Origin of the sequence: Hymenobacter canadensis (assembly GCF_027359925.1) — a bacterium.
GTDB lineage: Bacteria > Bacteroidota > Bacteroidia > Cytophagales > Hymenobacteraceae > Hymenobacter > Hymenobacter canadensis.
In genome coordinates this window covers 3,411,454-3,423,912 of sequence record NZ_CP114767.1, presented here as the reverse complement: position 1 = coordinate 3,423,912, position 12,459 = coordinate 3,411,454, and the positions used below count along the sequence as shown (strand labels likewise).

At 64.4% G+C, this 12,459-nt stretch carries 10 protein-coding genes; 4 read left to right on the top strand and 6 right to left on the bottom strand.

The window, feature by feature from the left end; genetic code table 11:
- Window positions 1–71 precede the first annotated feature (71 nt).
- A complete protein-coding gene (locus tag O3303_RS14705; RefSeq protein WP_269559149.1) occupies window positions 72–839 on the top strand; it encodes an exodeoxyribonuclease III in 768 nt (255 codons plus the stop codon).
- A 56-nt stretch (window positions 840–895) separates the two neighbouring features.
- Here O3303_RS14705 and O3303_RS14700 read toward each other — a convergent pair whose 3' ends face one another.
- The 6 genes from O3303_RS14700 to thrA all read right to left on the bottom strand — a co-directional run bounded on the left by O3303_RS14700 (window position 896) and on the right by thrA (window position 8,760).
- On the bottom strand, window positions 896–2,164 hold the full coding sequence (locus tag O3303_RS14700; RefSeq protein ID WP_269559148.1) for a protoporphyrinogen/coproporphyrinogen oxidase: 1,269 nt from the start codon (window positions 2,162–2,164) through the stop codon (window positions 896–898).
- Window positions 2,165–2,231: 67 nt separating this feature from the next.
- Window positions 2,232–2,963, bottom strand: a complete 732-nt coding sequence (locus tag O3303_RS14695) for a toxin-antitoxin system YwqK family antitoxin (protein ID WP_269559147.1) — start codon at window positions 2,961–2,963, stop codon at window positions 2,232–2,234.
- Window positions 2,964–3,192: 229 nt separating this feature from the next.
- Window positions 3,193–3,873, bottom strand: coding sequence for a c-type heme family protein (locus O3303_RS14690; protein ID WP_269559146.1), 681 nt, complete (start codon window positions 3,871–3,873; stop codon window positions 3,193–3,195).
- 87 nt (window positions 3,874–3,960) lie between these two features.
- Window positions 3,961–5,253 carry a threonine synthase gene (thrC, locus tag O3303_RS14685; RefSeq protein WP_269559145.1) on the bottom strand — a complete coding sequence of 431 codons (1,293 nt, stop codon included), beginning with the start codon at window positions 5,251–5,253 and terminating at the stop codon, window positions 3,961–3,963.
- Between the two features lie 15 nt (window positions 5,254–5,268).
- On the bottom strand, window positions 5,269–6,192 hold the full coding sequence (locus O3303_RS14680; RefSeq protein ID WP_269559144.1) for a homoserine kinase: 924 nt from the start codon (window positions 6,190–6,192) through the stop codon (window positions 5,269–5,271).
- Window positions 6,193–6,315: 123 nt separating this feature from the next.
- Window positions 6,316–8,760, bottom strand: coding sequence for a bifunctional aspartate kinase/homoserine dehydrogenase I (gene thrA, locus O3303_RS14675; RefSeq protein ID WP_269559143.1), 2,445 nt, complete (start codon window positions 8,758–8,760; stop codon window positions 6,316–6,318).
- Between the two features lie 464 nt (window positions 8,761–9,224).
- Between thrA and prfA the strand changes: the two genes are divergently transcribed.
- The 3 genes from prfA (at window position 9,225) to O3303_RS14660 (ending at window position 12,399) form a co-directional block, all read left to right on the top strand.
- Window positions 9,225–10,295, top strand: a complete 1,071-nt coding sequence (prfA, locus tag O3303_RS14670) for a peptide chain release factor 1 (RefSeq protein WP_269559142.1) — start codon at window positions 9,225–9,227, stop codon at window positions 10,293–10,295.
- Between the two features lie 150 nt (window positions 10,296–10,445).
- Entirely contained in the window at window positions 10,446–11,969 is a 1,524-nt protein-coding gene (locus tag O3303_RS14665; RefSeq protein WP_269559141.1) for a hypothetical protein, read from the top strand.
- Between the two features lie 4 nt (window positions 11,970–11,973).
- A complete protein-coding gene (locus O3303_RS14660; RefSeq protein WP_269559140.1) occupies window positions 11,974–12,399 on the top strand; it encodes a secondary thiamine-phosphate synthase enzyme YjbQ in 426 nt (141 codons plus the stop codon).
- Window positions 12,400–12,459: the final 60 nt, after the last annotated feature.

Here is a 12,459-nt window from a genome sequence, read left to right as displayed (position 1 = left end):
GATTTCGTTCACGCGTGATAAGATCCTTCGCAAGCTCAGGATAACAGGCAACCAACCCGGAAATTCACCACATGCAAATCATCAGCTACAACGTCAATGGCCTGCGCTCGGCCCTGAGCAAAGGGCTGCTGGACTGGGTGCGGGAGGCGCAGCCCGACGTGCTGTGCGTGCAGGAAATCAAGGCAGGGCGCGAGCCGCTGGACGTGTCAGGGTTTGCGGCGCTGGGCTACTCAGCCTACCTGCACCCGGCCCAAAAGCCCGGCTACAGCGGCGTGGCCACGTTCACGAAGCAGGCCCCCACGGCCGTGGTAGTGGGCTGCGGCACCGACCTCTACGACGCCGAAGGCCGCGTGTTGCGGTTGGATTTCGACCAGCTTTCAGTGCTGAACGTGTACATGCCCTCGGGTACGAGCGGGCCGGAGCGGCAGGCGTTTAAGGTGGAGTGGCTGCACTTCTTCCGCGAGTACGTGCGGCAGCTGCGCGCCGAGGGCCGACAGCTCGTCATCGGCGGCGACTTCAACTGCTGCCAGACCGCCATCGACCTGCACAACCCCAAGGCCAATCAGAACAGCCCCGGCTACACGCCCGAGGAGCGCCAGTGGTTCAAGGATTTTCTGGCCGATGGCTACACCGATTCGTTCCGGCACCAGCACGGCGACGCGCCCGGCCACTACTCCTGGTGGAGCTACCGCGCCGGCTCCCGGGCCCGCAACGTCGGCTGGCGCCTCGACCATCTGCTGGTTGATGCGGAGCTGCTGCCGCGCCTCACTGGCGCCGGCTTGCTCCCGGATGCCGTCCACTCCGACCACTGCCCGGTGTGGGTGGAGGTGAATGGTTAAATGGCTGAATGGTTAGTTCTTGTGCTGGTCACTTAGCCATTTAGCAATTCAACCATTTAACCATTCAAAATCATCTCCGCTACTTCGCGGCCGGAGGCCATGGCGGCGTTCAGCGAGGGGTATGATGTGACGTCGCCGCAGCGGTAGAGGGTGGGGCTGATGCGCTGGGGCTGCTGCACGGGCTGGCCGGCCGGATACACGGGCAGGGCGTAGGGCAGGTCGTAGGTGCGCAGGTGCTCCCACTGGCTGACTTCCTCGCCAAACCACAGCATCAGCTCGGCGCGCAGCGTGGTGGTGAGGGTGGTTTCGGGCAGGCCATGCTCGCCGTGGGTGCTCACCGACACCAGCGTGCGGCCCGCCGGCGCATAAGCCGGGGCCACATCCGAGGGAAAGCAGACGTTGTGCGCCAGCTGGCCGGGCACGGCGTTGAGGCGCAGCAGCTTGTCGTGGCGGCCCGGCGAGGCGGGCGCCGAGAAGTAGGTACAGGTGGTGCGGCGCCAAGCGGTGGCCGGGGCCTGGGGCAGCGCCGGCAGCAGCTCCGAAGCGGTGTTGCCTTCGGTGGCTACTACCACGGCGGCAGCCTGCAGTGTTTCGCCGCCCCGCAGGCGCACGGTGGTGCCCTCGATGGCTTCTACCGCCGAATTGAGGCGCACGGTACCGGCCGGCAGGCGGGCGGCCAGCTGCTCCGGAATCTGCTGCATACCCAGCGCCGGCACCACGGCGTCGCCTTCCACAAACTGCTTGAACACAAACTCAAAGAAGTTGCTGGCCGTGGTCAGGCCCCGATCCAGGAACACGCCCCCGAAAAACGGCCGGAAGAAGTTGTCGATGATTTGCTCGCTCCAGCCGTAGCGGCGCAGAAACGTCAGGGTATCGGTGGAAGGGCGGTTCAGCAGGTCTTCGTTGCTGTGGCTGGTCACGTGGCGGGCCAGGCTGGCAATACGCAGCTTGTCGAAGAGCGTGCCGATGGGCGATACCACGGCCGGCAGGGCCGCCACCGGCTGCCGCAGCGGGTTGCGCAGGGTGGTTTCCTGGCCCGAGGCCAGCCGGATGACCGCGCCCGAGCGAAAGGCTTTCAGGTCCAGGGCGCCATAATCCAGGAGGCGCTGCACCTCGGGGTACTTGGTCAGCAGCACCTGAAAGCCCCGGTCGAGGCGGAAGCCCTCGGGCGTAACATCGGTGCGGACGCGGCCGCCCACGGCTTCGGCGGCTTCCAGTACCACCACGGTGCGGCCGGCACGGTGCAGGTAGTTGGCACAGGTCAGGCCGGCCATGCCAGCCCCGATGATAACGATGGGCGCGGAGTCAGGAGAAGAAGCAGTCATATCAGCCCCAAACTACAAAACCGGCTGCAAGGTTGGGCGCGGGCTGACGAAAGGCCGCGCCGTCAGATCAGCGAGCTGCCTGCGGGCAGATATTGTTGAGCGTGTACACCTCGCCCTGACTGTAGGCGTCCCAGTCGGCAATTTCCAGCCTTGACTCGTCCTGGTAGGTTTCCACCGCATCCACCACAATGCCGCTGCTGAAGTAACCTTTCCGGAAAATCTCCCGCACCACCACGGCGTCGTCGGAGATGCGGCGCAGCACCCAGCGGCCATCCGGCGCGCCTTGCAACACCGCGCCTGACAGGTTTAGGCCCAGCTCGTTGCGGTACCAGCTGCCGTTACCATCCTTCACCTGCTGCGTGCCGGCTTCGCTCCAGAATTGCTGAATCAGGGGGGCGTGGCCGTCGCGGAAGCTCAGGATCTGGCGCGGCCGGCCCGTCGGGTACCAGTAGGCCCAGTCGCCGACTTCCCGGCCCTGGAGGTAGCGGCCCCGCGCCGCCAGCTCACCATTGGGATGATAAATCTCGAACACGCCTTCTTTGCGCCCGGCCCGGTAGGCCCCCTGCACCAGCAATACGTTGTTGGTGAGGCGGTAGTCGCGCACGAAGCCCTGGAAGCGGCCGGCGCTGTCGAGGCGCACGTGGCGGCGGATGGTGGCGCAGCCGGGCGGCGTCAGCACGTACTCGTCGGAGTAGTAAAACACCACGCTGTCTTTGCCCACCACCCGGTAGCAGTCGTTGAGCTTGGCTTTGGGCAGGGCGGCCGTTTGGGCCCGGGCGGAGCCGAGGCTGAAACACATTAACAGCAGTAGATAATAGTAGCGGTTCAAGAGCAGTCGGAGTAAGAATAAGCGGGAAGTATAAAGCTGCTACGCGGCCGGCAAAGTGCAGGTTGGAATCGCAGCCACAACCCGCGTAGGGCAGCGGCAAAAACGGATTTCCGGCCTGGGGTGGCTGGCAGCTGCTAACAATTTTTGTGCTGGTTTATCAACTTCAGTAGGACATTGCCTGCAACTTTCCAGGCTCAGCCTAAAACAGCTTGCGGCGCTTTGGAATCTTGCGGGTCTTCATGGTCCAGAATTCGGCCACGCCGGGGCGCTGGAGCGTGACGCGCCACACGCCCATGGGCTCACCCAGCGCATAGCCGGTGGCCTGGTCCTGCGGGAATTGCCTGCGGATGAGGGCGTAGTCGGTGGCACTGAGGTCTTGGCCCACTTTGCCGTGGCAGCGCAGGCACAGCGCGTCGTTGGCGATGATGGGGCGCTGGTAAAAGAACGTCTCGGCGTTGGGCCGGGCCACTTGGCGGGCGGTGTCGGGCTGCAGGTCGGAGGCGGTGAGGGCCGCAAGGGCGGCGGGGTTGCGGGGCTTGCTGCTCACGCGCCGGGCGCTGGCCTGTAGGGTTTTGGCCACCGAGTCGACACCGGGAAAGGATGCGGGGCGGCAGTAGGGCAGGGCGGCAGCCACACCGCCCTCGGCGAGCTTGTCGCGCAGCACGCGCAGCAGCTCGCGGTCGGCGTGGCGGGTGAGCGAGTCGCCGGCCCAGCGGGTGGCGCGGAGCAGGTCTTCGGGCATGATGCGCTTTACCACCCAGTTTTCGGCCTCGGCCCCGATGCGCTTGCTTTCACGCAGGTGCTCAATCTGGTCGGGACGGCAGGCGGCGGCCAGCAGCAGCAAAGCGGCCCCGGCGGCACGGAGGAAATGGCGCATCATGAAAATGGGAAGGTGGAGTCGGCAAGATAAACAGGCCACGGCGCTGTTCGTTTCCAGGATAAGCGGTGCGCAGCATTCCCGGTGGCTTCAGCGCAGTAAAAACTCCTGCAGTGCCTCGTAGCGTGGCTCCAGCAGAATGCTTTGCTTGGGCCTGGACAGCAGCCCAGCCACGGAATCCGGCACCGGCACGGCCGCGCCAATGATGGGCTCCACTACTTCCGGAAACTTGATAGGATGCGCTGTTTCCAGGAAAAAGCTCCGGGCCGCCGGGTGTTCGGCCAAGTAGTTTTCCAGCGCCAGCAGCGCCACGGCGCCGTGCGGGTCGGGCAGGTAGCCGGTTTGCTGGTAGGTGCGCCGGATGGTGGCCTGGGTCTGGGCATCGGTGATGGTGGCGCCGCTGACCAGCTCGCTTAAGGCGGCATGCTGCTGCCCGAACAGCTCCAGAATGCGCCCGAAGTTGCTGGGGTTGCCCACATCCATGGCGTTGGAAAGCGTGGCTACGGCCGGCCGGGCCGCAAATGCGCCGGTGCGCAGGTAGTCGGCTACGGCGTCGTTGGCGTTGCAGGCAGCGATGAAGTGGCCGATTGGCAGGCCCGAGGCGTGCGCCAGCAGCCCGGCACAGAGGTTGCCGAAGTTGCCGCTGGGCACCGCTACCACCGGCGGCGCGGCGTGCCGCCACTGCTGCAGCGCAAACAGGTAGTAGAACTGCTGCGGCAGCCAGCGGGCCACGTTGATGGAATTGGCCGAGGTGAGCTGCCGATGCTGCGCCACTGTGGCATCGAGGAAGGCCTGCTTCACCAGCTGCTGGCAGTCGTCGAAGTTGCCGCGCACCTCCAGGGCCGTGATGTTCTGGCCGAGCGTGGTGAGCTGCTTTTCCTGCAGCGGGCTGACTTTGCCCGACGGATACAGAATCACCACTTCCACGCCCGGCACGCCCAGGAAGCCGTCGGCCACGGCCCCGCCGGTGTCGCCGGAGGTGGCTACCAGCACCGTGATGGGCGCCGCCTGACGCTGCGAGAAGTAGCCCAGGCAGCGGCTCATAAACCGCGCGCCCACGTCCTTGAAGGCCAGCGTGGGGCCGTGAAACAGCTCCAGCGCCGAAATTCGGTCGGAAACCGGCACTAGTGGGAAATCGAAATCCACGGTTTCAGCGCAGATGCGGCGCAGTTCCTCTTCCGGAATGCAGGCGCCCACATAGGGCCGGATGACTTCGTAGGCTACTTCGGCGCGCGACAGGCCCGGCAGCTGGGCCAGGAACTCGGGCGTGAAGCGCGGAATCTGCTCCGGGAAGTACAGACCGCCATCGGGGGCCTGCCCGGCAATGGTGGCTTCCCGGAAATCAACGGTAGGCGACTGGTGATTGAGGCTGTAGTAGCGCATGCTGAACAACGGATATCAAACGGCAAACCGTACGCCCACCGGGCTGAGGGTCGTGACGTGAATGTGAAAATCGACCCCCAGCGGCTCATAGACGCCGCGCATGGCGTGTCCCACAGCCTGCGCGGTAGCTTCGTCGCGGCTGAGCATGAAGATGGAGGGACCGGAGCCGGAAATGCCGCCGCCCAGCGCCCCGGCCGCCATGCTGGCCGCCTTCACGGCCGCAAAGCCCGGAATCAGGATGCTGCGCACGGGCTCCACGATGACGTCTTCCAGAGAGCGGCCAATCAGGTCGTAGTCAGATTGCAGCAGGCCAGCCACCAGCCCGGCCACGTTGCCCCACTGCCGGATGGCGTCTTTCAGCGGCACCTGCTGGCGCAAAATCCGGCGGGCGTCGGCGGTGCGCACTTCTATCTGCGGGTGTACCACCGTCACGTGCAGGGGCGGCGCCTGCAGCGGCACGATGTCGAGCGGGTCGGCGGAGCGGATTAGGGTGAAGCCGCCGTAAATGGCCGGCGCGATGTTGTCGGCGTGGCGGGCACCGCTGGCCACTTCCTCCCCGAACATGGCAAACTGCACCAGCTCTTCCGGGCTGAACCGGTCGTTCAGCAGCCGGTTGGCCGCCACCACTGCCCCCGCCGCGCTGGCCGCGCTGCTCCCGATGCCGCTGCCCGGCTTGATGCCTTTGTTGATGCGCATCTCAAAGCCCAGCGGCTCCGGTAGAGCCCGGAGCAGCGCCAGCAGCGCCGCCCCGGCCACGTTGCGGGTGGGCTCGGTGGGCAGGCCATAGTCGTCTTCGTTGATGATGACCACGCCCGGTTCCGGGGTGCAGCGCAGGTGCATGGTGTCGAAGGGTGCGGCCAGCGCGAAGCCCAGCACATCAAAGCCGCACACCACATTGGCCACGGTAGCCGGCGAATAAACGGTAACGGAATCGGTCATATATCGAAAGAAAAGCTGGCTGTGCGCGAAATCCCAGGGCTGAAGCCCGGGGCTACGTAGCGAGAATGAGCATTCAGGTGTTCACTGACTAGCCCCGGGCTTTAGCCCTGGGACCTAGAAGATTTACACCCGGGCGGCGCGCACAATGTCGGCAAACACGCCCGAGGCCGTCACGTCGGCGCCGGCGCCGGCGCCTTTCACCACCAGCGGCTGGCGGGGGTAGCGGTTGGTGAAGAACAGCACGGCGTTGTCTTTGCCCTGCAGGTCGTAGAAGTCGTGGCCGGGCGCCACGGCCTGCAGGCCCACGCTGGCCTTGCCGCCCGCGTAGCTGGCTACAAACTTGAGGCGCTTGCCCTCGGCGGCCGCGGCGTCATACAGCGCCCGAAAGTGCGGCTCGTGCACGGCCAGCTGCTCGTAAAACGCCTCCACGTCGCCCTGAAGGCAGGATTCGGGCAGAAACGACTCGTTGCGGATATCGGCCATTTCCATTTCCCGGCCGGCCTCGCGGGCCAGAATCAGGATTTTGCGGGCCACGTCGGAGCCGTTGAGGTCGAGGCGCGGGTCGGGCTCGGTGTAGCCTTCGGTCTGGGCCTGGCGCACCACTTCAGCAAACGGCCGGCTACCGTCGTAGTGGTTGAACACGAAGTTGAGCGTGCCCGACAGCACGGCTTCCATCCGCCGCACCTCGTCGCCGCTGCGCAGCAAGTCGTTCAGCGTCCCGATGACCGGCAGGCCCGCGCCCACGTTGGTTTCAAACAGAAAGCCCGCGCTGAACTCCCGCGCCAGCGCCTTCAAACGGGCATACTTCACGTACTCCGCCGACGCGGCCACCTTATTGCAGGCCACCACGGCAATGCTTTTTTCCAGCAGCTGGCCGTAGATGCCGGCCACTTCGGCGTTGGCCGTCACGTCCACGAACACGGTGTTGCGCAGGTTGCGGGCCTGCAGCTCGCGCACCAACTCGGGCAGGCGCAGCGGCTGGCCCTGCTCCAGGGCCTCGGGCCAGTGCGCCAGGTCGAGGCCGTTGTCGTCGAGCACGAAGCGGCGGCTGTTGGCCAAACCCACCACGCGTAGGTTCAGGCGCAGCTTCTCGCGCAGCCAGGGCTGCTGCCGGGCCAGCTGCTCCAGCAGCTTGCCGCCCACGTTGCCCACGCCCGCCACAAACACGTTCACCTGCTTCACCGACTCCTCAAAGAAGTCTTCATGCAGCACGTTGATGGCCTTGCGCACGTCGTGGGCCCGAATCACGACGGAGATGTTACGCTCCGACGAGCCCTGCGCAATGGCCCGGATGTTGACGCCGTTGTTGCCGAGCGCCCCAAACATGCGCCCACTGATGCCGGAGTGGTTGCGCATCTGCTCGCCCACCAGCGCCACAATAGCCAGGTCGGTTTCCAGGCGCAACGGGTCCACGCGGCCGGCCGCTAGTTCGGGCCCGAACTCCTCGTCTACGGCCACCTGGGCGTGAGCCGCATCGGCGGCGCGCACGGCCACGCAGATGGAGTGCTCGGATGAGCTTTGGGTGATGAGAATCACGTTGATACGCTCCTGGGCCAGCACCCCAAACAGCCGCCGTGAGAAGCCCGGAATGCCCACCATGCCGCTGCCTTCGAGGCTGAGCAGGGCCAGCCCGCTAATGCTGCTCAGGCCCCGCACCACCTCGTGGTTGGCCGGCGGGCGCACTTCCACCAGCGTGCCGGCATCGTCGGGCGCGAAGGTGTTTTTGATCCAGAGCGGGATGCCCTGGCTCATGACCGGCTGAATGGTAGGCGGATACAGCACCTTGGCCCCGAAGTGCGACAGTTCCATGGCTTCCTGGTAGGAGATGCGCGGAATGGGCCGCGCCGCCGACACCAGCCGCGGGTCGGCCGTCATCATGCCGCTCACGTCGGTCCAGATTTCCAGCTTTTCGGCGGCCAGCGCGCCCGCAAACAGGGCCGCCGTGTAGTCGGAGCCGCCGCGGCCCAGCGTGGTGGTGGCCCCGTGCGCGTCGCTGCCGATAAAGCCGGGCACCACGTAGAGCGCTGCAGGCTGCGCGGCCACAAACTCCCGGATCTGCAGGTTGGTCAGGGCTACATCCACGGCCGCGAAGCCGTGCTGCGAGTTGGTGCGGATCAGCTGGCGGCTGTCGTGCCATAGGTGCGGGATGCCGTGGCTGCGCAGCGCCGCCGCCAGCAGCCCGGAGGCCAGCAGCTCGCCGTGGCTCATCAGCCGGTCGAGGGTCCGGTCGGATAGCTCGTTCAGCGCGAAAATTCCGTCGCAGAGGTTTTCCAGCTCGTTGCAGGAGCTTTTCACAAAGCTCAGCACTTCGCTCTGCTCGGGCACCGGCAGCAGGCCGCGCACCGCCTCCAGGTGGCGCAGCTCCAGCTGGCGCAGGTGGGCGCGGTAGTCCTGGTGGCCGGCGGCGGCGGCGCGGCCGGCCTCAATCAGCAGATCCGTGGTGCCGCCCAGCGCCGACACTACGACGATAGTGGGCTGCTGCCGGGCGGCGGCCTCGGCCAGCCGCGCCACGCGCTGAAGATTGGCAGCCGTAGCCACCGACGTACCGCCGAATTTGAGGACCTGCATGAGATAGAAGCTAGATGAGAGACAGGAGAAGTAAGAAGGCGGGCGGGTAGTGGGCAGGGAGCGAAAAGGCACTACACAAAGAAGCCCGTCGGGCCGGGGCTTCCGGGGTGGGAAGCGGCCGGCGACGGGCTGCGAAAACTCGGGGGAAAGGGAAAAGGAGGTTCGGCAGCCCGCGTCAGCGGGTTGTTGTGGCCGTACCGGTGGTTGTCAGCGTTGAGTTGACAGCTGGTAATGGAAGAAGTAAGCTTAAAGCAACGAGCTGAAGCATAGGAGCGAGAAGAGTGGGCTCAAAGTAGAGAAAGTTTTCAGGATGCCCGCGTCGCCGGGCGTGTTTTTTTGCGGCGCCTGGCAGCGGCCTGCGCTTGCATCCACTCACACTATCAATACTGCGGAACCGGCTGGCAACCTACACGTGTTTGTTTTCAGTACCTTTGCAGCTGCAAATACAATTCCCCGAAGGCAAGATGCTAGATAAACTGGAGGCCATCCAACAGCGCTACAACGATGTGAGCGAACTGCTCACGCAGCCCGACGCCATGAGCGACATGAAGCGCTTCAAGACCTTGAACAAAGAGTACAAGGACCTGGGCAAAATCGTGGTCGAGTACAAGGCCTACCAGAGCGTACTGGCCAACATTGAAGGCGCCCGGGAGGTGATTTCGACCGAGAAGGACGAGGACTTCCGCCAGATGGCGAAAGAAGAGCTGGAAACGCTCTACCCCGAGCAGGAACGCCTCGAAACGGTCATCAAGGACCTGCTGCTCCCGCGCGACCCCAACGACAGCAAGGACGTCATCATGGAAATCCGGGCCGGGGCCGGCGGCGACGAAGCCGCCATCTTTGCCGGCGACCTGCAGCGCATGTACATGCGCTACGCCGAAAAGAACAACCTGAAAATGGACCTGATTGACGCCACCGAAGGCACTTCGGGCGGCTACAAGGAAATTATCCTGGCCGTGAAGGGCGAGGATGTGTACGGCAAGCTCAAGTTTGAGAGCGGCGTGCACCGCGTGCAGCGCGTGCCGGCCACCGAAACCCAGGGCCGCATCCACACTTCCGTAGCGTCCATTGTGGTGATGCCGGAAGCCGAGGAACTGGATGTGCAGATCGACATGAACGATGTGCGCAAGGACCTGTTTATGTCCAGCGGGCCCGGCGGGCAGTCGGTGAACACCACCTACTCGGCCGTGCGCCTCACCCACTTGCCCACCGGCCTGGTGGCCCAGTGCCAGGACCAGAAGTCGCAGCTCAAGAACTTCGACAAAGCCCTGCAGGTGCTTCGCTCGCGCATCTACGAAATCGAGTTGGCCAAGAAAAACGAAGCCGAAGGCGCCCAGCGCAAAAGCATGATTGGCAGCGGCGACCGGTCCGACAAGATCCGCACCTACAACTACCCCCAGGGCCGCGTAACCGACCACCGCATCGGCTACACGGTGCATAACCTGTCCAGCGTGATGGACGGCAACATCGACGACTTCGTGGAGCAGCTGCGCATCGCCGAAAGCGCCGAGCGCCTGAAGGAAGGCGTATCGTAATTAATTGCTGACCTATACGTTCTGTCATCCTGAGCAGAGCGAAGGACCTTATCACGCCAGACACGTTGTTTGTACAATCGTCGTTCCAGTGTGCTAGGATCCTTCACTCCGCTCAGGATGACATTCGTTTTATATAAGTTGCTGTTCTCTATGCGCTTTCTACTCCCGTTGCTGTTGATTTGTGCGGCGCTGCTGGCTTTGCTGCCGGGCTGCGAGCCGAAGGAAGACTTGCTCACGACCGACGACAGCGCCCGGCTGGAGTTTTCGGCCGATACGGTGCTCTTCGACACGGTATTTACGCAGGTGGGCACCGTGAGCAAGCGGCTGTGGGTGTATAACCGCAACAGCCGGGCCGTGAAAATCGAGCAGATCCGGCTGGCCGACAGCAACCCCGGCACTTACTCGCTCATCATCAACGGCGACGAGCGGCAGGCCGCCGCGGGCCTCGAAATCCGGGGCAAGGACAGTTTGCTGGTGCTGGTGAAAGCCCGCCTCGGTGCCACCTCGGCCTTGAAGCCCTTCCTGCTAACCGAGCAGCTGCTGTTCACGACCAACGGCAACGAGCAGGATGTGAAGCTGGTAGCCTACGGGCAGAACGCCTACTTCCACGTGCTGGAGCGCCTGCCCTGCGACGCCGTGTGGGCCAACGACAAGCCCCACGTCATCTACGGAGCAGCTGTCGTCGATGAGCTCTGCACCCTCCGGATTCAGCCCGGCACGCGCATTTACGCGCACGGCGGCGCGGCCCTGATTGTGCGCGGAACGCTGCTCATCAACGAAAACACTACGCCCGTCACCGAGCTCAAAGACGACGACCGCAGTACCATCGTGCGCTTCCAGGGCGACCGGCTGGAGGCGGCCTACAACGACGTGCCGGGCCAGTGGGCCGGCATTCAGTTTGATGCCAGTAGCAGCCGCAACAACGTGGTAAACTTCGTGGACATCAAGAACGCCTCGTTTGGGCTGCTGATTTTCAATCCTCGCAACCGGCCCCACCCCAAAGTGACGGTGCGCAACACCGCTATCCGCAACATTTCCGGGGCCGGCCTCACGTTTGCCAGCGGTGGCCAGAGCTTTGCGGGCGGCGGGGTGCTGAGCTTTTCCGGCGACTTCGACCTGACCAACTGCCTGCTTACCAACTGCGGCGAGTACGCTGTTGCGGGTGTGGGCGGCGGCCTCTACAACCTCAACTATTGCACCATTGCCAACTACACGCCGCTGTTCGGGCGGCGCGAAACGGCCTCGCTGTCGTTTACCAATGAGCCGGCGGATACGCAGCCGTTGGTGAGCCCCATTACGATTGGTATCAGCATCAACAATTCCATTGTGTGGGGCTCAGTGCCAGAGGAGCTGTTTTTTGAGAACAGCGACCGGTACCGCAGCAGCATCAGCATCCGCAACAGCCTGCTCCGCACCCTGGAGTACGCCGCTACCACCGATGCCGCCAATAAGCCCGGCCTAGGCAATGCAGCGCTCAACAACCTGCTCAACGTCAACCCGAAGTTCAAACGCAGCCCCGAAAACGCCGCCGATAAGTACGATTACCGCCTCGATACTCTCTCGCCGGCCAGCAACAAGGCCCGCTTCGATGCGCAGGTACCGCGCGACCTGGTGAACAAAACCCGCAACACCTCCACGCCCGACCTGGGGGCCTACGAGCGGGTGAATCCGTAGTGCTATGATCTACTTCCAGAAGCGGTTGCGGCTGCCGGCTGTGCGCCGAGGCTTTCATCTGATTACTGATCTGCTGGTGGCGGAGCTGCCCGAGCTGGAGCAGCTGCGGGTGGGCACGGCGCACTTCTTCATTCAGCACACCTCGGCCAGCCTGAGCATCAACGAAAACGCCGACCCCACCGTACGCCACGATTTCGAGGCCTACTTCAATCAGGCGGTGCCCGAAAACGCGCCTTACTTCCACCACACCCAGGAAGGCCCCGACGACATGCCCGCGCACCTGAAAGCGGCCCTGCTGGGCCACGCCGTAAGCGTACCCATCACCAATGGCGAACTGGCCTTGGGCACCTGGCAGGGCATCTATCTGGGGGAGCATCGCAACCAGGGCGGCCGGCGCTGGGTGGTGGCGACACTAATGGGCAGCGAGTAGCGTAGCTGGGGCGGGCGGCACAGAATTATTGCGCGGTCAGCAAGCCGCTTCCTGGGCTTT

Excerpts from the sequence above, each read along its gene's own strand:
- O3303_RS14705 (WP_269559149.1), top strand. The coding sequence starts at position 72 with ATGCAAATCATCAGCTACAACGTCAATGGCCTGCGCTCGGCCCTGAGC.
- O3303_RS14700 (WP_269559148.1), bottom strand. The coding sequence starts at position 2,164 with ATGACTGCTTCTTCTCCTGACTCCGCGCCCATCGTTATCATCGGGGCT.
- O3303_RS14695 (WP_269559147.1), bottom strand. The coding sequence starts at position 2,963 with ATGTGTTTCAGCCTCGGCTCCGCCCGGGCCCAAACGGCCGCCCTGCCC.
- O3303_RS14690 (WP_269559146.1), bottom strand. The coding sequence starts at position 3,873 with ATGATGCGCCATTTCCTCCGTGCCGCCGGGGCCGCTTTGCTGCTGCTG.
- thrC (WP_269559145.1), bottom strand. The coding sequence starts at position 5,253 with ATGCGCTACTACAGCCTCAATCACCAGTCGCCTACCGTTGATTTCCGG.
- O3303_RS14680 (WP_269559144.1), bottom strand. The coding sequence starts at position 6,192 with ATGACCGATTCCGTTACCGTTTATTCGCCGGCTACCGTGGCCAATGTG.
- thrA (WP_269559143.1), bottom strand. The coding sequence starts at position 8,760 with ATGCAGGTCCTCAAATTCGGCGGTACGTCGGTGGCTACGGCTGCCAAT.
- prfA (WP_269559142.1), top strand. The coding sequence starts at position 9,225 with ATGCTAGATAAACTGGAGGCCATCCAACAGCGCTACAACGATGTGAGC.
- O3303_RS14665 (WP_269559141.1), top strand. The coding sequence starts at position 10,446 with ATGCGCTTTCTACTCCCGTTGCTGTTGATTTGTGCGGCGCTGCTGGCT.
- O3303_RS14660 (WP_269559140.1), top strand. The coding sequence starts at position 11,974 with ATGATCTACTTCCAGAAGCGGTTGCGGCTGCCGGCTGTGCGCCGAGGC.